21 protein-coding genes are annotated in these 21,540 nt (G+C 61.5%); 15 read left to right on the top strand and 6 right to left on the bottom strand.

What is annotated here, in order from left to right; genetic code table 11:
• Positions 1–66: 66 nt before the first annotated feature.
• The 6 genes from prlC (at position 67) to NLX68_RS00305 (ending at position 8,332) form a co-directional block, all read left to right on the top strand.
• Positions 67–2,118, top strand: coding sequence for an oligopeptidase A (gene prlC, locus NLX68_RS00330; RefSeq protein ID WP_254282064.1), 2,052 nt, complete (start codon positions 67–69; stop codon positions 2,116–2,118).
• On the top strand, positions 2,115–2,393 hold the full coding sequence (locus NLX68_RS00325) for a YheV family putative zinc ribbon protein (protein WP_254282062.1): 279 nt from the start codon (positions 2,115–2,117) through the stop codon (positions 2,391–2,393). The genes prlC and NLX68_RS00325 overlap by 4 nt, the downstream gene beginning before the upstream one ends.
• 96 nt (positions 2,394–2,489) lie before the next feature.
• Positions 2,490–4,517, top strand: coding sequence for a M3 family metallopeptidase (locus tag NLX68_RS00320; protein ID WP_254282060.1), 2,028 nt, complete (start codon positions 2,490–2,492; stop codon positions 4,515–4,517).
• A gap of 69 nt (positions 4,518–4,586) precedes the next feature.
• On the top strand, positions 4,587–5,645 hold the full coding sequence (locus NLX68_RS00315; protein ID WP_254282058.1) for a PA0069 family radical SAM protein: 1,059 nt from the start codon (positions 4,587–4,589) through the stop codon (positions 5,643–5,645).
• 246 nt (positions 5,646–5,891) lie between these two features.
• Entirely contained in the window at positions 5,892–6,611 is a 720-nt protein-coding gene (locus tag NLX68_RS00310) for a carbonic anhydrase (RefSeq protein WP_254282050.1), read from the top strand.
• Between the two features lie 188 nt (positions 6,612–6,799).
• Positions 6,800–8,332, top strand: a complete 1,533-nt coding sequence (locus NLX68_RS00305) for a SulP family inorganic anion transporter (RefSeq protein WP_254282048.1) — start codon at positions 6,800–6,802, stop codon at positions 8,330–8,332.
• Positions 8,333–8,455: 123 nt separating this feature from the next.
• Here the strand turns inward: NLX68_RS00305 and NLX68_RS00300 are convergent, their stop codons facing one another.
• Positions 8,456–9,103, bottom strand: a complete 648-nt coding sequence (locus NLX68_RS00300; protein WP_254282046.1) for a hypothetical protein — start codon at positions 9,101–9,103, stop codon at positions 8,456–8,458.
• A gap of 368 nt (positions 9,104–9,471) precedes the next feature.
• On the opposite strand from NLX68_RS00300, the gene coxB reads away from it, so the two are divergent.
• From coxB to NLX68_RS00280, 4 genes are read left to right on the top strand one after another with little or no spacing between them, the layout of a single operon-like run.
• Positions 9,472–10,599, top strand: a complete 1,128-nt coding sequence (gene coxB, locus NLX68_RS00295; protein ID WP_254282044.1) for a cytochrome c oxidase subunit II — start codon at positions 9,472–9,474, stop codon at positions 10,597–10,599.
• 52 nt (positions 10,600–10,651) lie between these two features.
• The gene (gene ctaD / locus NLX68_RS00290) at positions 10,652–12,241 is read left to right on the top strand and encodes a cytochrome c oxidase subunit I (RefSeq protein ID WP_254282042.1); all 1,590 of its coding nucleotides are present in this window, start codon (positions 10,652–10,654) and stop codon (positions 12,239–12,241) included.
• Positions 12,242–12,266: 25 nt separating this feature from the next.
• Entirely contained in the window at positions 12,267–12,836 is a 570-nt protein-coding gene (locus NLX68_RS00285; RefSeq protein WP_254282040.1) for a cytochrome c oxidase assembly protein, read from the top strand.
• A 13-nt stretch (positions 12,837–12,849) separates the two neighbouring features.
• Positions 12,850–13,737, top strand: a complete 888-nt coding sequence (locus NLX68_RS00280; protein WP_254282037.1) for a cytochrome c oxidase subunit 3 — start codon at positions 12,850–12,852, stop codon at positions 13,735–13,737.
• A 6-nt stretch (positions 13,738–13,743) separates the two neighbouring features.
• Here the strand turns inward: NLX68_RS00280 and NLX68_RS00275 are convergent, their stop codons facing one another.
• Positions 13,744–13,947: a twin transmembrane helix small protein gene (locus tag NLX68_RS00275; RefSeq protein WP_010222642.1), complete on the bottom strand. Its 204-nt coding sequence runs from the start codon at positions 13,945–13,947 to the stop codon at positions 13,744–13,746.
• A gap of 63 nt (positions 13,948–14,010) precedes the next feature.
• On the opposite strand from NLX68_RS00275, the gene NLX68_RS00270 reads away from it, so the two are divergent.
• The 5 genes from NLX68_RS00270 to NLX68_RS00250 are packed head-to-tail and all read left to right on the top strand — an operon-like array spanning position 14,011 to position 17,915.
• The gene (locus tag NLX68_RS00270; protein WP_254282035.1) at positions 14,011–14,751 is read left to right on the top strand and encodes an SURF1 family protein; all 741 of its coding nucleotides are present in this window, start codon (positions 14,011–14,013) and stop codon (positions 14,749–14,751) included.
• A complete protein-coding gene (locus NLX68_RS00265) occupies positions 14,717–15,310 on the top strand; it encodes a hypothetical protein (RefSeq protein WP_254282033.1) in 594 nt (197 codons plus the stop codon). The genes NLX68_RS00270 and NLX68_RS00265 overlap by 35 nt, the downstream gene beginning before the upstream one ends.
• 9 nt (positions 15,311–15,319) lie before the next feature.
• Positions 15,320–16,402, top strand: a complete 1,083-nt coding sequence (locus tag NLX68_RS00260) for a heme A synthase (protein WP_254282031.1) — start codon at positions 15,320–15,322, stop codon at positions 16,400–16,402.
• Positions 16,387–17,286, top strand: coding sequence for a heme o synthase (gene cyoE / locus NLX68_RS00255; protein ID WP_010222637.1), 900 nt, complete (start codon positions 16,387–16,389; stop codon positions 17,284–17,286). The genes NLX68_RS00260 and cyoE overlap by 16 nt, the downstream gene beginning before the upstream one ends.
• Positions 17,283–17,915 (top strand): SCO family protein, encoded by a 633-nt coding sequence (locus NLX68_RS00250; RefSeq protein ID WP_010222636.1) that lies wholly within the window; start codon positions 17,283–17,285, stop codon positions 17,913–17,915. The genes cyoE and NLX68_RS00250 overlap by 4 nt, the downstream gene beginning before the upstream one ends.
• Positions 17,916–17,985: 70 nt before the next feature.
• Here NLX68_RS00250 and NLX68_RS00245 read toward each other — a convergent pair whose 3' ends face one another.
• The 4 genes from NLX68_RS00245 to NLX68_RS00230 all read right to left on the bottom strand — a co-directional run bounded on the left by NLX68_RS00245 (position 17,986) and on the right by NLX68_RS00230 (position 21,443).
• Positions 17,986–18,756: a MetQ/NlpA family ABC transporter substrate-binding protein gene (locus NLX68_RS00245; protein WP_010222634.1), complete on the bottom strand. Its 771-nt coding sequence runs from the start codon at positions 18,754–18,756 to the stop codon at positions 17,986–17,988.
• Positions 18,757–18,818: 62 nt separating this feature from the next.
• On the bottom strand, positions 18,819–19,490 hold the full coding sequence (locus NLX68_RS00240) for a methionine ABC transporter permease (RefSeq protein ID WP_010222633.1): 672 nt from the start codon (positions 19,488–19,490) through the stop codon (positions 18,819–18,821).
• Entirely contained in the window at positions 19,490–20,497 is a 1,008-nt protein-coding gene (locus NLX68_RS00235; protein WP_254282029.1) for a methionine ABC transporter ATP-binding protein, read from the bottom strand. Before NLX68_RS00235 ends, NLX68_RS00240 begins: the two co-directional genes overlap by 1 nt.
• A gap of 232 nt (positions 20,498–20,729) precedes the next feature.
• The gene (locus NLX68_RS00230; RefSeq protein ID WP_254282027.1) at positions 20,730–21,443 is read right to left on the bottom strand and encodes a PA5502 family lipoprotein; all 714 of its coding nucleotides are present in this window, start codon (positions 21,441–21,443) and stop codon (positions 20,730–20,732) included.
• Positions 21,444–21,540: the final 97 nt, after the last annotated feature.

The raw sequence follows: 21,540 nt of genomic DNA, 5'->3' as shown, positions 1-21,540 counted from the left end.
AGGGCTGCGGTCGGCGTCGATTGTAATTAAGATGGGGAAGTGTTTCTTCTGCCAAGGTGTTTAACCGTGAGTGCGAACAACCCGCTTCTGCAGTCTTATGACTTGCCGCCCTTCTCGGCGATCCGTGCCGAGCATGTGCAGCCGGCGATTGAACAGATCCTGGCCGACAACCGTGAAGCCATTGCCGACATCCTCCAGGCCCAGGGTAAGCACCCAAGCTGGGCCGGCCTGATCCTGGCCATGGACGAACTCAACGACCGCCTGGGCGCCGCCTGGAGCCCGGTCAGCCACCTCAACGCCGTGTGCAACAGCGCCGAACTGCGTGAAGCCTACGAGGCCTGCCTGCCGGCTTTAAGTGCCTACGCCACTGAAATGGGCCAGAACCGTGAGTTGTTCCAGGCCTATGAAGCGTTGATCGCCAGCCCCGAAGCCGCCGGCTTCGATGTGGCGCAAAAGACAATTCTCGAACACGCCCTGCGTGACTTCCGCCTGTCGGGTATCGACCTGCCGGCCGATAAGCAACAACGTTATGCGCAAGTGCAGAGCAAGCTCAGCGAACTGGGCAGCCGCTTCTCCAACCAGCTGCTGGACGCCACCCAGGCCTGGACCAAGCACGTCACCGACGAAGCGGCACTGGCCGGCCTGACTGACTCGGCCAAGGCACAGATGGCCGCCGCCGCCCAGGCCAAGGGCCTCGATGGCTGGTTGATCAGCCTGGAATTCCCCAGCTACTACGCGGTGATGACCTACGCCGAAGACCGCGCCCTGCGCGAAGAAATCTATGCCGCCTACTGCACCCGCGCCTCCGATCAGGGCCCTAACGCCGGCCAGTTCGACAACGGTCCGGTGATGGGCGAGATCCTTGACCTGCGTCAGGAACTGGCTGAGCTACTGGGCTACAAGAACTTCGCCGAGCTGAGCCTGGCGACCAAGATGGCCGAGTCCAGCGACCAGGTGCTGAGCTTCCTGCGTGACTTGGCCAAACGCAGCAAGCCGTTTGCCACCCAGGACCTGGCCCAGCTCAAGGCCTATGCCGCCGAGCAGGGGTGCCCGGACCTGCAGAGCTGGGACAGCGGTTTCTACGGGGAGAAACTCCGTGAACAGCGCTACAGCGTTTCCCAGGAAACCCTGCGCGCCTACTTCCCGATCGACAAGGTGCTGACTGGCCTGTTCACCATCGTCCAGCGCCTGTACGGCATCGAGATTGCCGAGCTGCAAGGCTTCGACAGCTGGCATCCGGACGTGCGCCTGTTCGAAATCAAGGAGCACGGCCAGCACGTCGGGCGCTTCTTCTTCGACCTCTATGCCCGTGCCAACAAGCGCGGCGGTGCCTGGATGGACGGCGCCCGCGATCGTCGCCTGACCGCTGACGGCCAGTTGCAGAGCCCGGTGGCCAACCTTGTGTGCAACTTCACCCCGGCCGCCCCCGGCAAGCCGGCGTTGCTGACCCATGACGAAGTCACCACCCTGTTCCACGAGTTCGGCCATGGCCTGCATCACCTGCTGACCCGTATCGAGCATGCCGGTGTTTCCGGTATCAACGGTGTGGCCTGGGATGCGGTCGAGCTGCCGAGCCAGTTCATGGAAAACTGGTGCTGGGAGCCTGAAGGCCTGGCGCTGATTTCCGGTCACTACGAAACTGGCGCAGCCCTGCCCCAGGATTTGCTGGAGAAGATGCTGGCGGCGAAGAACTTCCAGTCCGGGCTGATGATGGTCCGCCAGCTGGAATTCTCGCTGTTCGACTTCGAACTGCACGCCAGCCACGGCGACGACCGCGGTGTACTGCAAGTGCTCGAAGGCGTGCGCGACGAGGTCTCGGTCATGCGCCCACCTGCGTACAACCGCTTCCCCAACAGCTTTGCGCATATCTTCGCCGGTGGTTATGCGGCCGGTTACTACAGCTACAAGTGGGCTGAAGTACTGTCGGCCGACGCCTTCTCGCGCTTCGAAGAAGAAGGCGTGCTCAATGCCGACACCGGTCGCGCGTTCCGCGAAGCGATCCTGGCCCGTGGTGGTTCCCAGGAGCCGATGCTGCTGTTCGTCGACTTCCGTGGCCGCGAGCCATCAATCGATGCACTCTTGCGCCATAGTGGCTTGAGTGAGGAAGTGGCGGCATGAGTGATGGGCCTGTGATAACGAAAAAACGCTTTATCGCCGGGGCGGTCTGCCCGGCGTGCAGCGAGCCGGACAAACTGATGATGTGGAGCGAAGACAGCGTTCCGCACCGTGAGTGCGTGGCCTGCGGGTTTTCCGACACCCTTAACGAACAGGGGCTGTCGGTGCCCAAGGAGTTGGGTACCCGGGTCAACAAGGTCGAGGTGAAGCCTGCCGCGGCCACGGTGCAGACGGTGCAGTTCTTCCCTAATCCGAAGCTGAAGAAGCCCACAGAGTAATGGCGCTTATTGGCTTGGGTGCTAGTTAATTAGTGCCAACGAGCGGCGGCGGCAAACCAGAGTAGCGGGCTAAAACCCCGCGCTCTGGACATTGCCATGAACGATGATAATCCCTTCCTGAATCATGCTGAACTGATCGATTATGCGGCGGTGCGTATTGAGCATCTGCAACCAGCGATCGAACAGGTCATTGCCGATAACCGTGCAGCGCTGCACGCCATCATCGCCGATCAACGTGAACTCCCCACCTGGGATGATCTGGTGTTGGCCGTTGATGCCCTGGACGCCCGCCTGAACAACACGTTCTACAACATCGCGCCTCTGAGTTATCGCCCAGGAGAGTGGCAGACGGTTGCTTATCAATGCTGGGATCTGGTGCAAGCCTACTTTGCGGAAAAGTTGCAAAACGTAGAGTTACTGAGTTTGTACGAGCGTCTTGCCGGTAGCGCTCATGGCATGAACCTGGATTGGCAAAGCAAAGCGGCGTTGCAACGAACGATCACATCCTCGCGATTATCAGGCGCGCACTTGAGTAACGTGCAAAGCGAACGTGTACAGGCGCTCGAGCAGCGGATCAGCATGCTGCAAGATACGTTCGTCGAAAACGTGAACCGCTCCAGTGACGACTGGAGTCTGCATGTCATGGATGAGCAGCGATTGCTGGGAGTACCCGAACTGGATAAGGCCGCGATGGCTGCGTCGGCAACAGACAGGAACTTGAACGGGTGGCTGATTAGCCTCGAAGAGGCGCCATACCTGGCAGTTATCGAGCGTGCGCAGGACCGGGATTTGCGGGAGCAGGTCTATCGAGCCTACCTGACCCGGGGTGCAAGCCCTGACCCGGACTTCGATAATGCCGGGGTGTTGCAGGCATTGGCCAAGGCAAAGCAGGAAAAGGCGCGTTTGCTCGGCTTCGACAGCTTTGCCCAGTACAACTTGCAGCTTAAAGGAGGCGCATCACCGGAGCGGGTTCTGGCGTTCCTCAAAGACCTGGCCCGCCAGGCTCGGCCGGGGTTGGAACGGGAAAGACAGCATTTGCAAAATGCTGCGCAGCAACAGGGTCTGGCCCCCTTTCAGCCCTGGGATGTTGCTTATATGCGCAAGCAGATGGACCACACACCATTGAGATTGTCAGAAGATGATGTGCGGGCCTGCTTCTCTCTGGATACGGTTGTAAAGGCATTGGTTGATCTCGCCCACAGGCTCTTTGGCCTGGTGCTGACCAAGGTGCCGGCAGTTGCTACTTGGGATCCTGGCGTTCGCCTGTTTGAAGTCGTGCAGGACCACGCTTTATTGGGCTACCTGTACATAGATGCGATTGGCAGGGAAGGCAAGCCTTCTGACGGTGCCTGGACTTTTTACATCTGGAATCGGCATATCGACGCCGAAGGCAAGTATCACCAGAGTGCCGCAGCGGCGTTTACCAATGTTGCACCCGGTCAAGGTACTGCGCCGCCACTGTTGAGCCATCTGGACCTGTGCAAGTTGTTCCACGAGTTTGGCCACTGCCTCCATCACCTTATGGTGCGCACCTCAAACTATCACCTGGGTGATATACAGAAACTGGGGCCGGGTGGTTTCGAGATTGCCAGCAAGTTGCTGGAGCGCTGGTGCTGGTCGGCGCAGTATCTGGCCGATATATCTGCCCACTACCAGAGCGGCAAGCCACTGACTGTCGAGGCAATGCAGACTTTCCTGGATCAACTGCAGGCGCAGGAGCGTGCGAAGTTGGCGGTCGATCTGGCCAAGGCATTGTTCGATCTCGATCTGCATGGCAATCCCGATGATGGGCGCAGTGTCCTGCAACGGGTCGAAGACAGTTTCGTTGAAGCAGGCGCCTGGCCGCTGGCTGACTTTGAGCGCCCATTGCATGCCTTCGATCACCTGGTTGCCGGTTATGACGCGGGCTACTTCGGCTATCTCTGGGCAGATGTCTATGCCTTCGATCTGTTCAGTCGATTTGAACAGGAAGGTCTGCTCAATCGGCAGACTGGTCGCGAGCTGCAGGATGAATTGTTTGCGCCCGGTGCTGCGCGTCCCATTCAGACCGGCGTCGAGGCCTTCCTCAAGCGCCCTTCCAGCGCGCTGCCATTCTTGCGTTGGTACGGTCTGATCGCCGGCTGAGCCTGCCCAACGGTGCTGGATCAACTATTTTGAGTGGTGTACTGTATAAAAAAACAGTATAGGTGCGCCATGGTTGCTCCAGCTCCCCTGCGCGGTCGCGGCACGACCAGCAACCCCCACAACCGCTTCGCCCCCAGTCGTTCGGTGGCCGAGGACGACGGCTGGTACCAGGAAGTGCCCCTGACCCAGGGCACCGAAGTGCGCAGCGAAACCGCCAAGAGCATCATCACCCGCAACAACTCGCCCGACCTGCCCTTCGACCGTTCGATCAATCCCTATCGCGGCTGCGAGCATGGTTGCATCTACTGCTATGCCCGGCCCAGTCACGCCTATTGGGACCTGTCGCCCGGGCTGGACTTCGAAACCAAGCTGATCGCCAAGACCAACGCCGCCGCCGTGCTCGAACAGCAATTGAGCAAGCCCGGCTATGTCTGCGCGCCGATCAACCTGGGGTCCAACACTGACCCCTACCAACCCATCGAACGCGAGCAACAGCTGACCCGGCGCCTGCTGGAGGTGCTGCTGCGTTATCGCCACCCGGTCACCATCGTCACCAAGGGTTCTCTGATTTTGCGTGACCTGGACCTGCTCGCCGAACTGGCCCGGCAGCGTCTGGTGCAGGTGATGATCAGCCTGACCACCCTGGACGACGAACTCAAGCGCACCCTCGAGCCACGGGCGGCAGCGCCCAAGGCACGGCTGCGGGCGATCCGGGTGCTGACTGAGGCCGGTGTTCCGGTGGGTGTGTTGTGCTCGCCAATGATCCCGATGATCAATGACAGCGAACTGGAGCACCTGCTCGAGGCCGCCAAAGCCAATGGTGCACTGAGCGCTGCCTACATGATGCTGCGTCTGCCGCTGGAGGTGGCGCCGCTGTTCGAGCAGTGGCTGCAGGACCATTATCCGCAACGGGCCAATCATGTACTCAGCCTGATCCGTCAGAGCCGCGGCGGTGAGTTGTACGACAGCCGCTTTGGTGCGCGCATGCGCGGTGAAGGGGTATTTGCCGAGTTGCTGGCGCAACGCTTCAGCAAGGCGATCCGCCGCCTGGGGCTGAATCGGCGCGAAGGCTACGCGCTTGATTGCAGTGCGTTTTGCCCTCCTGGCGGGCAGATGTCACTGCTTTGATTTTCAATAATGGGTATTGGCCATTAATGTTTTTTTGATATTATTCGGGCAACTCTTTGAATCTCTGGAACGCCCGTACTAGAGCCTCGCAATTCAGTTTGAGTTAAGTTTCGCCGAGTAGCGTAGGAATTCAGCCAACAACTGATGTGATTGTTGGTGCGCGTATTTCATCCAACTGTCATACGCCGTTTGAATCATCAACCCGGTAAAATGGACTTAACCTAAAACCGTCAAAGAGGATGAATCATGCCCGTCAAGGACCCATCCAAGGCCGTCCCGGAAACCCCCGCCGAGAGCGCCGATGCAGCCCTGAAGCATATCGTCGACGGCTTTCTGCGGTTCCATCATGACGTTTTTCCCGAGCAGCAGGAGCTGTTCAAGAAACTCGCCACCGCGCAAACGCCCCGTGCGATGTTCATCACCTGCGCCGACTCGCGCATCGTGCCCGAGCTGATCACCCAGAGCTCCCCAGGCGACCTGTTCGTCACCCGCAACGTCGGTAACGTCGTGCCACCTTACGGGCAGATGAACGGCGGTGTATCCACCGCCATCGAATACGCCGTGCTGGCCCTGGGCGTGCACCACATCATTGTCTGCGGACACTCCGATTGCGGTGCCATGCGCGCGGTGCTCAACCCGCAGAGCCTGGAGAAGATGCCGACGGTCAAGGCCTGGCTGCGCCATGCCGAAGTTGCCCGCACGGTGGTCGAAGACAACTGCTCCTGTGGCAGCGAGCATGAAACCATGCAGGTGCTGACCAAGGAAAACGTCATCGCCCAGCTGTACCACTTGCGCACCCATCCGTCGGTGGCCTCGCGCCTGGCGGCTGGCCAGTTGTTTATCCACGGCTGGATCTACGACATCGAAACCAGCCAGGTCGAAGCCTACGACGCGGCAAGCGACAGCTTCCTGCCGCTTGCCGAAGGCCAGCCGATCCCCTGCGCAACCCCAAGAGGACGCTATTAAGCGTCCCTGACACCCCAAAACGCTGATTGACGGCTGCACCTGACGGGTGCGGCCTTGGTCATCGGCTGCCTTGAATTTCCCTGACGGCCTTGCCGGCACTGTGCTGGCGGTGTGCGCCTGCGCGCGTGTCAGGGGGTGCACCAGCGGCCATTGGAATGGCCATCAAACGTGAGAGAAGGAGTGACACGGTGAACACGACACAAGTAAAAGCGGCATTGCCGCGTGAATTGCTGGCCTCGGTGGTGGTGTTTCTGGTTGCCTTGCCGTTGTGCATGGGTATCGCCATTGCCTCGGGCATGCCGCCGGCCAAAGGCCTGATCACTGGGATTGTCGGCGGTATCGTGGTTGGCTGGCTGGCCGGCTCACCGTTGCAGGTCAGCGGCCCGGCGGCCGGCCTGGCGGTGCTGGTGTTCGAGTTGGTGCGCCAGCATGGTGTGGCGATGCTTGGCCCGATCCTGCTGTTGGCCGGCCTGTTGCAACTGCTCGCCGGGCGTTTGCGCCTGGGCTGCTGGTTCCGGGTAACGGCGCCAGCGGTGGTGTACGGCATGCTCGCGGGTATCGGTGTGCTGATTGTTTTGTCCCAGGTGCATGTGATGTTCGACAGCGCCCCGCAGCCCTCGGGCCTGGCCAACCTGTTGGGCTTTCCGGCAACCCTGAGCCAGGCGCTGCCACTGGAACGCCCAGGCAATGGCTGGCAGGCCGGTGCGCTTGGGCTGGGCACCATCGCCATCATGTGGGGTTGGGAGCGCTTGCGCCCGCAGTCGCTGCGTTTCGTGCCGGGTGCCTTGCTTGGTGTGGCCTTGATGACCGCGATCAGCATCTGGCTGGCACTGCCGGTGAACCGGGTCGAAGTGCCGGCGGACCTCAGCGAAGCCATCGACTGGCTGCGCCCGGCTGACCTGCTTAACCTCGCCGACCCGAACCTGTTGGTCGCCGCCTTCGCCCTGGCCTTTATCGCCAGCGCCGAAACCCTGCTCTCTGCCGCTGCGGTCGATCGCATGCATAACGGCCAGCGTTCGGATTTTGACCGTGAACTGTCGGCTCAGGGGTTGGGCAACATGCTTTGTGGTGTGCTCGGTGCGTTACCGATGACCGGGGTGATCGTGCGTAGCTCGGCCAACGTCCAGGCCGGTGCGCAGACTCGCTTGTCGGCAATCCTGCATGGCGTCTGGTTACTGGCCTTCGTGGTGGTGTTGAGTAGCGTACTGCAGCAGATTCCGGTAGCGAGCCTGGCAGGTGTGCTGGTGTATACCGGGGTCAAGCTGGTGGACTTCAAGGCCTTTCGCGGGCTGGGCCGTTATGGGCGCATGCCGATGTTCACTTATGCGGCGACGGCGTTGGCGATCATCTTCACCGACCTGCTCACTGGCGTGTTGCTCGGTTTTGCCCTGACGCTATTGAAGCTGGCGCTCAAGGCCGCACGCCTGAAAATCAGCGTGGCCAGCCTGGACCAACCGGGCCATCTGGAACTGCGTTTGAGCGGCGCGGCGACCTTCCTCAAGGTGCCCGCGCTGGCCCAGGTGCTTGAAGGCATTCCACCCGCGACCACCCTGCATGTACCGCTGGCCAACCTCAGTTACATCGACCACTCCTGTCTGGAACTGCTCGAAGACTGGGGGCGTGCCAATGCCGGCAAGGGTTCGCGCCTGCTGATCGAACAGCGGCGGCTCAAGCGCCGGGTCGAGGGGCGAGTACGGACGACGGCGGGGTTGGGGGCCTGATCTGGATTCAGCGGTGTTGCCATCGCTGGCAATGCCAGCTCCCACACCTCGCTCAGGTTCTGCACTGAACCGGTGGGAGCCGGCCTTGCCGGCGATGCTGGCGCTGGCGCTGGCGCATCAGCCTCAAGCGGATTGATCCAGCTCCAGGCCCACGCCCAACTGCCGCGACAGGCATGGCCAGCGCTTCCAGGCGGCACCGGTATCCGGGCTGCTGAGCTTGTCGCGATACTGCTCGACCGACTCCAGGGCGAAGCTCTGGTCATTGAGCATCTCGTCCACCGAGTGGTGCACCACTTCATCCAACTGGTTGGCGAATGCCTCGCCGATCAACTGGTGGGCGATCAGGTTGGCCACGGTAGTGTCCAGCGGGATCAGCGGTTGATTGAAGTGCTTGATGTACAAATCGTTAACTTCTTCCACCAGGCGGTGGGCCAGGTAGGCCTCATCCAGCAGGCAGCCCAGGCCCAGGTGGGTAGTGGTGATGGTGGGCGGTTGCAGGAAGTACTGTTCGGCGATTTTCAGCACCGGTTTGATCTGCGACTCGATGCCGGCTTCGCGGGCAACGTCATTGGCCGCTTCCAGCAGTTCTGGAACCTGGTCGATATAGGCGCCGACGAAACGGGCCAGAGCGCCTTGGGCATCGGCCTCTGGCAGATGGATTGAAGGGTGCAGGTGTGGTAGCTGTTTTTCGAGTTGCTGTTTCAGTTGGCCGGTTTCGGTCTCATGTTGACGGGCACGGGTGATCTGCTCGCGCAAAGCGGCGATGTTCATGACAACTCCAGGGTAAAGGCGTGACAAACGGAAGACATAAGGTAGCTCGGTTCTGAAAATGGCTAAGACGCATTTGGCATAACCATTAATAAATTAATATTCGGCGATTATATCGAAGTGCCATCATTGTGCTCCAGGTCAGGTAATCCGTGGCTTTGCGCGCAAACGTTCAACTTCTGTTGATGATTTCCCCGCGCGCATTGCCAGGCCGGGGTCGCTGTCTATACTCCGGTTTGAAAGTGATTCGCTGATGAGGCCCGACTGCAGTTCGCAGGGGCTCGGTCGTCGAAGTTCGCAGTCTTGGCCGCCGTACCCTTAGCCGTAGGTCCACGCCTCCGGGATAACAAGAACGATAAGGGGAACCCGCAATGATGCGACATCCACATGTCTGGATGGGCCTCCTGTTGTGGTCGGTATTCGGTCAGGCGCACGCCGCCTGGACCGTGAACATGGCGCCAGGGGCGACTGAAGTCAGCAACGCAGTGTTCGACCTGCACATGACCATCTTCTGGATCTGCGTGATCATCGGCCTGGTGGTCTTTGGCGCAATGTTCTGGTCGATGATCATCCACCGTCGTTCTACCGGCCAGCAGCCCGCGCACTTTCACGAGCACACCTGGGTCGAGATCATGTGGACGGTGGTGCCGTTCCTGATCCTGGTGGCCATGGCCATTCCGGCGACCAAGACCCTGATCGATATCTACGATGCCAGCGAGTCGGACGTCGACATCCAGGTCACCGGCTACCAGTGGAAGTGGCATTACAAATACCTGGGGCAGGACGTCGAGTTCTTCAGCAACCTGGCCACCCCCGCCGATCAGATCCACAACAAGTCCGCCAAGGACGAGCACTACCTGCTCGAAGTCGACCAGCCACTGGTGCTGCCGGTGGGCGCCAAGGTGCGCTTTCTGGTAACCGCCGCCGACGTTATCCATTCCTGGTGGGTGCCGGCCTTTGCGGTCAAGCGCGATGCCATCCCCGGCTTCGTCAACGAAGCCTGGACCCGGGTCGAGAAGCCCGGCATCTACCGCGGCCAATGCACCGAGCTGTGCGGCAAGGACCATGGGTTCATGCCGGTGGTGGTTGAGGTCAAGTCCAAGGCTGACTACGACACCTGGCTTGGCGAGCGCAAGGCCGACGCGGCCAAGCTCAAAGAGCTGACCAGCAAGGAATGGACCCTGCAAGAGCTGATCGAGCGCGGCGACAAGGTCTATCACACCACCTGCGTGGCCTGTCACCAGGCCGAAGGCCAGGGCCTGCCGCCGATGTTCCCGGCGCTCAAGGGCTCGAAGATCGCCACCGGGCCGAAAGAAGACCACCTGAGCATCGTCTTCCACGGCAAGCCGGGCACCGCCATGGCCGCCTTCGGCAAGCAGCTTTCGGAAGTCGATATCGCCGCCGTGGTGACCTACGAACGCAACGCCTGGGGCAACAACAAGGGCGACATGGTCACGCCAAAAGACGTGCTGGCGATCAAACAGGCAGAAAGCAAATGAGCCGGGTTGATGCGTATCCGCGCCCCAGCCACCGGACTGCAGGAGACAGGACATGAGCGCAGTGATCGACGACCACAGCCAAGGTCATGAGCACGCCCACGGACCGGCCAAGGGCCTGATGCGCTGGGTGCTGACCACCAACCACAAAGACATCGGCACCCTGTACCTGTGGTTCAGTTTCACGATGTTCCTGCTTGGCGGCTCGTTCGCCATGGTCATCCGCGCCGAGCTGTTCCAGCCCGGGCTGCAGATCGTCCAGCCGGAGTTCTTCAACCAGATGACCACCATGCACGGCCTGGTGATGGTCTTCGGCGCGGTGATGCCAGCCTTCGTCGGCCTGGCCAACTGGATGATCCCGCTGATGATCGGCGCGCCGGACATGGCCCTGCCGCGGATGAACAACTTCAGCTTCTGGCTGCTGCCGGCGGCTTTCCTGCTGCTGGTCTCGACCCTGTTCATGCCCGGCGGCGGACCGAACTTCGGCTGGACCTTCTACGCGCCGCTATCGACTACCTACGCGCCGGAAAGCGTGACCTTCTTCATCTTCGCCATCCACCTGATGGGCATCAGCTCGATCATGGGCGCGATCAACGTCATCGCCACCATCCTCAACCTGCGTGCCCCGGGCATGACCCTGATGAAAATGCCGCTGTTCGTCTGGACCTGGCTGATCACCGCCTTCCTGCTGATTGCGGTGATGCCGGTGCTGGCGGGCGTGGTGACCATGATGCTGATGGACATCCACTTCGGCACCAGCTTCTTCAGCGCCGCCGGCGGCGGTGACCCGGTGTTGTTCCAGCACGTGTTCTGGTTTTTCGGCCACCCCGAGGTGTACATCATGATCCTGCCGGCCTTCGGCGCGGTCAGTTCGATCATCCCGGCGTTCTCGCGCAAGCCGCTGTTCGGCTACACCTCGATGGTCTACGCAACCGGGGCGATCGCCTTCCTGTCGTTTATCGTCTGGGCCCACCACATGTTCGTGGTCGGCATTCCGGTGGTTGGCGAACTGTTCTTCATGTACGCCACCATGCTGATCGCGGTGCCCACCGGGGTGAAGGTGTTCAACTGGGTCAGCACCATGTGGGAAGGCTCGTTGACCTTCGAGACGCCGATGCTGTTCGCCATCGCCTTCGTCATCCTCTTTACCATCGGCGGTTTTTCCGGGCTGATGCTGGCCATCGCCCCGGCGGATTTCCAGTACCACGACACCTACTTCGTGGTGGCCCATTTCCACTATGTACTGGTGCCCGGGGCAATCTTCGGCATTTTTGCCTCGGCCTATTACTGGCTGCCGAAATGGACCGGGCACATGTATGACGAAACCCTGGGCAAGCTTCACTTCTGGTTGTCGTTCGTGGGCATGAACATGGCCTTCTTCCCCATGCATTTCGTTGGCCTGGCCGGCATGCCACGGAGGATTCCGGACTACAACCTGCAGTTCGCCGACTTCAACATGGTCTCGTCGATCGGTGCCTTTACCTTCGGCGCCACGCAGATTTTCTTCCTGTTCATCGTCATCAAGTGCATTCGCGGCGGTGTACCGGCGCCGGCCCAACCCTGGGAGGGTGCCGAAGGGCTGGAGTGGTCGGTGCCGTCTCCAGCGCCCTATCACACCTTCCAGACCCCACCGGAAGTGAAATGAACGGCTCAGGCCCGAGGATGCAACCATGAGTGAAGGGACCTCGCTCAAGCGCCTGGTGTGGCGGCTGATGCTGCTGACCGTGGTGATGTTCGCCTTCGGTTTTGCCCTGGTGCCGATCTACGATGTGATGTGCAAGGCCTTCGGCATCAATGGCAAGACCGGCGGGCAGTATCAAGGCACCCAGGCCAGTGACATGAACCGCACGGTGAAGGTGCAGTTCATGTCGACCAACGCCAGCGACATGGTCTGGGAGTTCTACTCCACCGCCGACCAGATCGACGTCAATCCGGGGGCGGTCAACCAGATGGTGTTCATCGCCCGCAACCCGACCGACAAACCCATGAGCGCCCAGGCCATTCCCAGCATCACCCCGGCCGAGGCGGCGGCGTACTTCCACAAGACCGAATGCTTCTGCTTTACCCAGCAGGTGCTGCAGCCGGGTGAGCGCATTGAAATGCCGGTGCGCTTCATCGTCGACCGCGACCTGCCCAAGGATGTGAAACACCTGACGCTGGCTTACACGCTGTTCGATATCACCGCTCGCCACCCGCCGGTTGCACACCTGGCGGACCCGGTTGCACAGGGCGCCCGATAAGGAGAACACCACGATGGCTTCCCATGAGCACTATTACGTTCCGGCGCAAAGCAAGTGGCCGATCATTGCCACGGTCGGCATGTTCATCACGGTGTTCGGCCTGGGCACCTGGTTCAACGACCTCAAGGCCGGGCGGCCGGAGTCCCACGGGCCGTGGATTTTCTTCTTTGGCACACTGTGCCTGGCCTACATGCTGTTCGGCTGGTTTGGCACGGTGGTCAGGGAAAGCCGTGCCGGGCTCTACAGCCCGCAACTGGACCGTTCGTTCCGCTGGGGCATGTCGTGGTTCATTTTCTCCGAGGTGATGTTCTTCATCGCCTTTTTCGGCGCGCTGTTTTATGTGCGCAACCTGGCCGGGCCGTGGCTCGGTGGTGATGGCGCCAAGGGCGTGGCGCACATGCTCTGGCCGAACTTCGAGTTCGCCTGGCCGCTGCTCCAGACCCCGGACCCGAAGCTGTTTCCGCCGCCCAAGGAGATCATCGACCCCTGGCACCTGCCGTTGATCAACACCATTTTGCTGGTCAGTTCCAGTGTCACGGTAACCATCGCCCACCATGCCTTGCGCAAGAACCACCGCGGGCCGCTAAAGGCCTGGCTGGCATTGACCATTCTCCTTGGCCTGGGCTTCCTGGCACTGCAGGCCTACGAGTATCACGAGGCCTATACCGAGCTGGGGCTGACTCTGGGTTCGGGTATCTACGGCGCAACCTTCTTCATGCTCACGGGGTTCCACGGTGCCCACGTGACCATGGGTACCCTGATTCTGTTCGTGATGCTGGTGCGGATCATGCGTGGGCACTTCAACGCCGACAAACACTTCGGTTTCGAGGCCGCCAGCTGGTACTGGCACTTCGTCGACGTGGTCTGGGTGGGGCTGTTTATCTTCGTTTACGTGCTGTAGCCGGGTTCAGAACGGCGCGTGGGACACCAACTGGCCGCTGTAGAACCCCCAGGTCACCAGGGCCAGGGTCAAGGCGGCCAGGGTGACCCGAACAGTGAGGGCCTTAAGCAGGCGAGTCGACTGTCCGTCGTCCTTGACCAGAAAGAACAGGCCACTGAACAGGCTGGCGATGGTCGCCAACAGCATCAGGACAATCGCGGCTTTGAGCATGGCGAAACTCCGGGGGGATGCAGTGATGAGTACAAGTATAGCGATTGACCTTTCGAGGGCCCGGTGAAGCGCTTTCGCCCCGGCATCGTGCCGACCCTGGTGGTGTTTTTGCTGCTGCCAGGGTTGATTGCGCTCGGCTGCTGGCAGCTCGGGCGGGCCGAGCAGAAACGCCAGCTGCTGCAGGTCTACGCCGAGCGCAGTGCCAGCGATGCGGTCGGCGGTGCGCAGTTGCTGCAGATCGCAGATCCGGCCTTTCGCCGTGTGCATCTATATGGCCAATTCGATAGTCAACACAGCCTGCTGTTGGATAACCGCATGCGCGACGGTCAGGTCGGCGTCGAGCTGCTGCAACCCTTTCTCGACCAGGCCAGCGGCCTGTGGCTGTTGATCAACCGTGGCTGGCTGCCCTGGCCGGACCGGCGCATTGCGGTGCAGTTCAGCACGCCTGAGCAGCCCTTGAGCCTGGACGCTTCGGTGTACGTTGCCGCGGGCGCCACCTTTCAATTGCATGCCGACCCGCAGGGGGGCAACTGGCCGCGGCTGATCACCGCCAGCGACGCCAGCACGCTGTGGCCGCAACTGGGCCGCGAAGGCTTTGCCCATGAGTTGCGCCTGGAAGCGGGCCCGGCCAGTTATCGGCGGGATTGGCCGGTGGTTGCCCTGGGCCCGGAAAAACACCTGGGTTACGCCGTGCAGTGGTTTGCCCTGGCGTTGGCGCTGGTGCTGCTCTACCTCTACTTCGGCTGGCATAACAACAAGGAGAAACAGCATGGGAGCCGTCACAAGTCCACTCAACATGTCTGAAGGCAAGGCGCCGCGCAGTCGTGCGCGCGGGCGTCTGCAACTGCTGCTGATCCTGCTGGTGGTTCTCGGCCCGATGATCCTTGCCACCAGCATGTACAAACTCAAATTCTGGGTACCCGACAGCCGTAGTTACCACGGTGAAATGATCGGCAACGGCCAGACCCGCGCTGACCTTGGGGTGAGCGCTGAGGAAGGACGCTGGCAATTGCTGGTGAGTACGCCCAAGGACTGTGGGCTGGACTGCCAGCAACTGGTGTACCTGGCCCGGCAGATCCAGATCGGCCTGGGCCGTGATGCCAGCCGCGCCAGTCATGCCCTGGCCGCCGCCCAGCCATTGGCCAGTGACTACCAGGCCAAGCTGGATCGCGAGTACCCGCAATTACAACGCTACCCCCTGGACGTGTCGCGCTACGGCACAGTCAGCCAGGGCAAACAGGATGCCCAGCTGTGGATCATCGACCCATACGGCAACCTGGTGCTGCGCTATGACGCCAGGGTCAAGGGCAAGGACTTGCTCAACGACCTGCGCCACCTGCTCAAGCTGTCCAACATCGGGTAGGACATCGCCATGGCCAGACCTGGATTTCGCCTCGCCGTCTTCGCCACCTTGCTGGCACTGGTTGTCGTCCTGCTCGGTGCCTATACCCGCCTGACCCACGCCGGCCTGGGCTGCCCGGACTGGCCGGGCTGCTATGGCTTCATCAGCGTGCCCAAGACCGAAGCACAGCTGGCCCATGCCGAGCGGCACTTTCCCGACACTCCGGTAGAGGTGCACAAGGGCCGCAACGAGATGGTCCATCGCTACTTTGCCGGCACCCTGGCCCTGGTGATCAGCCTGCTGGCCTTGCAGGCCTGGCGCCGTCATGGCCGCGATGGCCAGCCTTATCGCCTGCCCCTGCTGTTGCTCGGCGTGGTACTCGCCCAGGCGGCCTTCGGCATGTGGACGGTGACCCTCAAGCTTTGGCCGCAGGTGGTCACGGCACATCTATTGGGCGGCTTTGCCACCTTGAGCCTGTTGTTCCTGCTCAGCCTGCGTCTGTCTCGGGTCTTCGCGCCCTTGCCCAAGTTGCCGTTGAGCGTACGCCGGGTGGCGGCGCTGGGGTTGCTGGTGGTGATCGGCCAGATCGCCCTGGGTGGCTGGGTCAGCGCCAACTACGCGGCAGTCGCCTGTGTCGACCTGCCGACCTGCCATGGCCAGTGGTGGCCGCAGGCGGACTTTGCCAACGGCTTTCACCTGACCCAGCACATCGGCCCCAACTACCTCGGCGGCCAGCTCGACAGCGATGCACGCACGGCGATTCATATGAGCCACCGCCTGGGTGCCTTGCTGGTGACTGCGGTCATGCTGACCCTGAGCTGGAAGCTGCATCGCCATGGTTTGAGCAGGCTGGCCGGGTTGGTGCTGCTGGGGCTGGCCGTGCAGGTGAGCTTGGGGATCAGCAACGTGCTGTTCCACCTGCCGCTGGCCGTGGCCGTGGCCCACAACGCCGGTGGCGCCTTGCTGTTGCTGAGCATGGTGCTGGTCAATTACCGCATTCGCCTGGTTGCCCAGGCCAAAGTCCGTCGGGTCAGCCAGGGCTGGCGCCTGACCCCGCTGGCTAGCGGCGGAGTCGTTCATTATCTGGGAGATAATTCATGGCGACGCTTCTGAGTGAGCGCAGGCTGCAAGCAGGCTGGCGCGATTACCTTGAGCTGACCAAGCCCAAGGTGGTGGTGCTGATGCTGATCACTTCGCTGGTCGGCATGTTTCTCGCCACCCGCGCCGGAGTGCCGTGGACCATCTTGTTGTTCGGCAACCTTGGCATCGCGTGTTGCGCCGGTGGCGCTGCGGTGGTCAACCATGTGGTGGACCGGCGCATCGACGCGCTGATGGCGCGTACGCACAAACGCCCGATTGCCGAAGGCCGGGTGACGCCGGCGGCAGCACTGACCTTTGCCCTGCTGTTAGCGACACTGGGCATGGCCCTGCTGCTGGTGTTCACCAACGCCCTGACCGCCTGGCTGACCCTGGCCTCGCTGCTCGGCTACGCGGTGATCTACACCGGCTTTCTCAAGCGCGCCACGCCGCAGAACATCGTTATCGGCGGCTTGGCGGGCGCTGCGCCGCCACTGCTGGGCTGGGTGGCGATCAGCGGGCATATCAGCGCCGAGCCATTGCTGCTGGTGCTGATTATCTTCGCCTGGACGCCGCCGCATTTCTGGGCCCTGGCCATCCACCGCAAGGAGGAGTACGCCAAGGCTGACATTCCGATGCTGCCGGTGACCCACGGCGAGCACTACACCAAGGTGCATATCCTGCTGTACACCCTGGTGTTGCTGGCGGTCAGCCTGCTGCCTTATGCCATCCACATGAGCGGCCCGTTGTACCTGGCCTGCGCCCTGGCCTTGGGCGGGCGCTTCCTGCAGTGGGCCTGGGTGTTGTACCGTGGCAGTCGGCCGCACGCGGCGATCAAGACCTTCAAGTACTCTATCTGGTACCTGTTGCTGCTGTTCATCGCGCTGCTTGTTGACCACTACCTACTGTTGAACCTATGACTCGAACCCAGAAAACCGTCTTTATTCTTGTTGCCCTGGTCGCCGTGATCCTCGGGCTTACCGTCAACAAGGTGCTCAACGGCCGCAGCGAAGGCAACCCGACCGAGCTGATCGATGCCGGCATCATCCTGCTGCCACAGAGCCGCACCGTGCCTGCCGTGGAAATGACCGACGAGCAGGGGCAGCCAGTGGTGATGGACCAGCTCAAGGGCAAGTGGTCGCTGCTGTTTTTCGGCTACACCTTCTGTCCGGACATCTGCCCGACCACCCTCGCCCAGCTGCGCCAGGTGAAAAGCGAGCTGCCCAAAGAGGCGGTTGAGCGGTTGCAGGTGGTGTTGGTCAGTGTCGATCCGAACCGCGATACCCCGGCACAGCTGAAGCAGTACCTGGGCTATTTCGACAAGGATTTTCGCGGGGTCACCGGCTCGCTGGAGAACATCCAGAAGCTGGCCAATGCAGTGAGCATTCCGTTTATTCCGGCCGATACCAGCAAGCCGAACTACACGGTCGATCACAGCGGCAACCTGGCGCTGCTGGGGCCGGATGGCAAGCAGCGCGGGTTTATCCGGGCGCCGTTCAACAACCAGAAGCTGGTTGCGCAGTTGCCGGGCTTGGTTAAACGCGACTAAAAGCATCGCGGGTCAAGCCCGCTCCCACAAAACCTGTGGGAGCGGGCTTGACCCGCGATAGGTCTTTGAATCAGAACGCCGGCTTGACCGCGCCCTTGTACTTCTCTTCGATGAACTTCTTCACTTGCGGGGTGTGCAGCGCCGCAACCAGCTTCTTCACAGCGTCCGCGTCCTTGTTGTCTGCGCGGGTCACCAGGATGTTCACGTAAGGCGAATCGCTGCCTTCGATGACCAGAGCATCTGACTCGGGGTTGAGCTTGGCTTCCAGCGCGTAGTTGGTGTTGATCAGCGCCAGGTCGACCTGGGTCAGCACGCGCGGGATGGTCGCGGCTTCCAGTTCACGGAATTTCAGGTTCTTGCTGTTCTCGGCGATGTCTTTGACGGTCGAGAGGATGTTCTTGTTGTCCTTGAGCTTGATCACACCGGCCTTGTCCAGCAGCAGCAAGGCGCGACCGCCGTTGGTGGCGTCGTTGGGGATGACCACGGTGGCCGTCGACGGCAGCTCGTCAAGCTTCTTGTACTTGCTCGAGTAGGCGCCCAGCGGCTCCAGGTGCACACCGGCAACGCTCACCAGCTGGGTGCCCTTGGCCTTGTTGAACTCATCCAGGTACGGCTGGTGCTGGAAGAAGTTGGCATCCAGGCGCTTCTCGGCCACTTGCACGTTCGGCTGGATATAGTCGGTGAACACCTTCACCTTCAGGTCCACGCCTTCTTTGGCCAGGGCCGGTTTGACGAACTCGAGGATCTCGGCGTGCGGCACTGGGGTGGCGGCGACGGTCAGGGTCTCGGCCTGGGCGGAGAAGGCCGCAACGGCGGCGACAACAGCAAGCAGCTTTTTCATCAAATCACTCCTTGTGAGGGCCGATCCGGCCCCCGGTGCGTCGGCAGCGCCGACCCATGGGGTTACTTACGGGAAAAATGCACAACCAGTTTGTCGCCCACGCTTTGCAGGACTTGAACCAGTACCAGCAGCAGGACCACGGTGACTACCATCACGTCGGTCTGGAAGCGTTGATAACCGAAGCGGATCGCCAGGTCACCGAGGCCGCCAGCGCCCACCACACCGGCCATCGCGGTGTACGACACGAGGGTAATGGCGGTGACGGTAATGGCTGCGAAGATGCCCGGACGGGCCTCGGGCAGCAAAGCGTTGATGATGATCTGGCGGGTAGTGGCGCCCATCGATTGGGTGGCTTCGATGATGCCGCGGTCGACTTCACGCAGCGCGGTTTCCACCAGGCGAGCGAAGAATGGCGTGGCACCGACCACCAGTGGCGGGATGGCCCCGGCGACGCCCAGCGAGGTGCCGGTGATCAGCACGGTAAACGGGATCATCACGATCAGCAGGATGATGAACGGCAGCGAGCGCAGAATGTTCACCACCAGCGACAGCAGCGCGTACACGCCCTTCTGTTCGAACAGCTGGCGCGGGCCGCAAAGGAACAGCAGCACGCCCAGCGGCAGGCCGAGCAGCACGGTGAAGAACAGCGAGCCGAACAGCATGATCATGGTGTCGATAGTGGCCAGCCAGATTTCGGCCCAGTCGACGTTGGCAAAGAAACTCAAGGCGTCCATCAACGCAGTACCTCCATATGAACATCAGCCGCAGTGAAGCGGGCGAACGCCGCTTCCATGTCGCCGCCAGTGACGGCCAGGGTCAGCTGCCCATACGGGGAGTCCTTGATACGGTCGATGCGGCCAGCCAGGATGCTGTAGTCCACACCGGTTTCCCGGGCCACAGTGCCCAGCAGCGGCGCGTAGGTCGAGTCACCCTGGAAGGTCAGGCGCACGATGCGGCCTGGCACGTGGGCGAAGTCGTCGCGCTGTTCGCTCTCGTCGATCTGTTCATCTTCCTGGACGAAGCGCTTGGTGGTCGGGTGTTGCGGATGCAGGAACACATCGGCCACCGGGCCCTGCTCGACGATCTGCCCGGCGTCCATTACGGCCACGCGGTCGCAGACCCGGCGGATCACGTCCATTTCATGGGTGATCAGCACGATGGTCAGCTTCAGCTCGCGGTTGATCTCGGCCAGTAGCTGCAACACCGAGGCGGTGGTCTGCGGGTCGAGGGCGCTGGTGGCTTCGTCGCACAGCAGGATCTTCGGTTTGGTGGCCAGGGCGCGGGCGATGCCGACGCGCTGCTTTTGGCCGCCGGAGAGCTGTGCCGGGTATTTTTTCGCGTGATCGGACAGGCCGACGCGGGCCAGCAGTTCGTTGACGCGGGCGTCGATTTCCTTGCGCGACAGCTCGCCCGCGAGGGTCAGTGGCAGGGCCACGTTGTCGGCGACGGTCTTGGAGGCCAGCAGGTTGAAGTGCTGGAAGATCATCCCGACTTGCTGGCGGAAACCCCGAAGATCATTGGCATTGAACGCGGTGACGTCTTCGCCGTCGACAATGATCTTGCCGCCGCTCGGCGCTTCCAGGCGGTTGATCAGGCGCAGCAGGGTACTTTTACCGGCACCGGAATGGCCGATCAGCCCGAACACCTGGCCGTCTTCGACGCTCAGGTTGGTCGGGTGCAGTGCGGGGATATCCCTACCGGCAACGCGGTAGGTTTTATGGACATTTTGAAACTCGATCACGTAGCGAACCTTGTGGGGCGCATGGGAAATGGGGCAGCGGTTAGCCGGGCGCGCATTTTAGCCTGTTCGTATAGAGGCTCTTAGTATTTATTTCGCAAATGATCAATGCTACTGGAATAACGCGATCAGTGGTCAATCCGAAGGAACGGCTACTTTCAGGGAGCGTGAGGCCGCAGCGAAAGCCATTGCGGCGTGATGCACAAGTCGGGTGCCCGCCTGGGCCCCCATTTTGTTACGGACGACGCGGGATCAACATTGCCTGGGCAGGCTGATTGCGATGAATCTCGTGGCGTTGCTGCAGGGCAAATTCACCGTCGAGTTTCTTCACCCGTTTGCCCAGCAGGGTTTGCAGCCAAGGTGCGTCCTGCTTGCGCGGAACCTGAAACACCACCTCGCACTGGTAATTGACCACATCGCTGGCGATGTCATCCAGTTGCTTGCGCATTTCGCGAATATTGGTGGTTTTCAATGCAACCACGGTGTTGGGCGCCGTCGGGTCGATAAGCTTGGCGACCGGGCGCGCTTCGGCGGCTTTCAGGGCTGCCTCGGCTTTATCGAGCTCGGCCTTGCGGGCCTGGGCAATTGCGCCGTTGACGCCACCGGTCAGCGCCGGTGCCTTGGGCATCAGCGCGCGGGCGCGGGCCAATGCGGTGGCAGCCGCATTCACATCGCCCTTTTGCAGGACGATCTGGCTGCGTTGCAGGTAGGCTTCGGCCAGCTGACGCTGGTACTGCTCGATCCGGCTGTCATTCGGCGCCTGGCTTTGCAGGGTGGCGAGCTGATCTTCGGCAGTGGCCAGCTCGCTGCTGGCGATGCTGTGCTCCAGCTGCTGCCAGGCATCAGGCTGGGCAGGCACGGCGGCGTTGTCGGCCGGGGTGCTGGAGCACGCGGCGAGGATCAGCGAAAACGCGGCAAGGAGCAGATAACGGGAGGCGAACGGCTTCATTCCTGCGACTCTCTATTTGCGCAAAAAGCGAGCAAGTCTACACCCAGTCCGCAGACTCGAAAATAATTCTTCAGGACCCTGCGCGCTTTTTAAATGT

Source organism: Pseudomonas sp. SBB6, assembly GCF_024213215.1.
Taxonomy (GTDB): Bacteria; Pseudomonadota; Gammaproteobacteria; order Pseudomonadales; family Pseudomonadaceae; genus Aquipseudomonas; species Aquipseudomonas donghuensis.
Note: the sequence above shows the minus strand (reverse complement) of the source record. Positions and strands in the feature narration are given on the sequence as shown.

Coding starts and splice junctions, on each gene's coding strand:
- NLX68_RS00325 (WP_254282062.1), top strand. CDS start 2,115: ATGAGTGATGGGCCTGTGATAACGAAAAAACGCTTTATCGCCGGGGCG.
- NLX68_RS00320 (WP_254282060.1), top strand. CDS start 2,490: ATGAACGATGATAATCCCTTCCTGAATCATGCTGAACTGATCGATTAT.
- NLX68_RS00315 (WP_254282058.1), top strand. CDS start 4,587: ATGGTTGCTCCAGCTCCCCTGCGCGGTCGCGGCACGACCAGCAACCCC.
- NLX68_RS00310 (WP_254282050.1), top strand. CDS start 5,892: ATGCCCGTCAAGGACCCATCCAAGGCCGTCCCGGAAACCCCCGCCGAG.
- NLX68_RS00300 (WP_254282046.1), bottom strand. CDS start 9,103: ATGAACATCGCCGCTTTGCGCGAGCAGATCACCCGTGCCCGTCAACAT.
- coxB (WP_254282044.1), top strand. CDS start 9,472: ATGATGCGACATCCACATGTCTGGATGGGCCTCCTGTTGTGGTCGGTA.
- ctaD (WP_254282042.1), top strand. CDS start 10,652: ATGAGCGCAGTGATCGACGACCACAGCCAAGGTCATGAGCACGCCCAC.
- NLX68_RS00285 (WP_254282040.1), top strand. CDS start 12,267: ATGAGTGAAGGGACCTCGCTCAAGCGCCTGGTGTGGCGGCTGATGCTG.
- NLX68_RS00280 (WP_254282037.1), top strand. CDS start 12,850: ATGGCTTCCCATGAGCACTATTACGTTCCGGCGCAAAGCAAGTGGCCG.
- NLX68_RS00275 (WP_010222642.1), bottom strand. CDS start 13,947: ATGCTCAAAGCCGCGATTGTCCTGATGCTGTTGGCGACCATCGCCAGC.
- NLX68_RS00265 (WP_254282033.1), top strand. CDS start 14,717: ATGGGAGCCGTCACAAGTCCACTCAACATGTCTGAAGGCAAGGCGCCG.
- NLX68_RS00260 (WP_254282031.1), top strand. CDS start 15,320: ATGGCCAGACCTGGATTTCGCCTCGCCGTCTTCGCCACCTTGCTGGCA.
- cyoE (WP_010222637.1), top strand. CDS start 16,387: ATGGCGACGCTTCTGAGTGAGCGCAGGCTGCAAGCAGGCTGGCGCGAT.
- NLX68_RS00250 (WP_010222636.1), top strand. CDS start 17,283: ATGACTCGAACCCAGAAAACCGTCTTTATTCTTGTTGCCCTGGTCGCC.
- NLX68_RS00245 (WP_010222634.1), bottom strand. CDS start 18,756: ATGAAAAAGCTGCTTGCTGTTGTCGCCGCCGTTGCGGCCTTCTCCGCC.
- NLX68_RS00240 (WP_010222633.1), bottom strand. CDS start 19,490: ATGGACGCCTTGAGTTTCTTTGCCAACGTCGACTGGGCCGAAATCTGG.
- NLX68_RS00230 (WP_254282027.1), bottom strand. CDS start 21,443: ATGAAGCCGTTCGCCTCCCGTTATCTGCTCCTTGCCGCGTTTTCGCTG.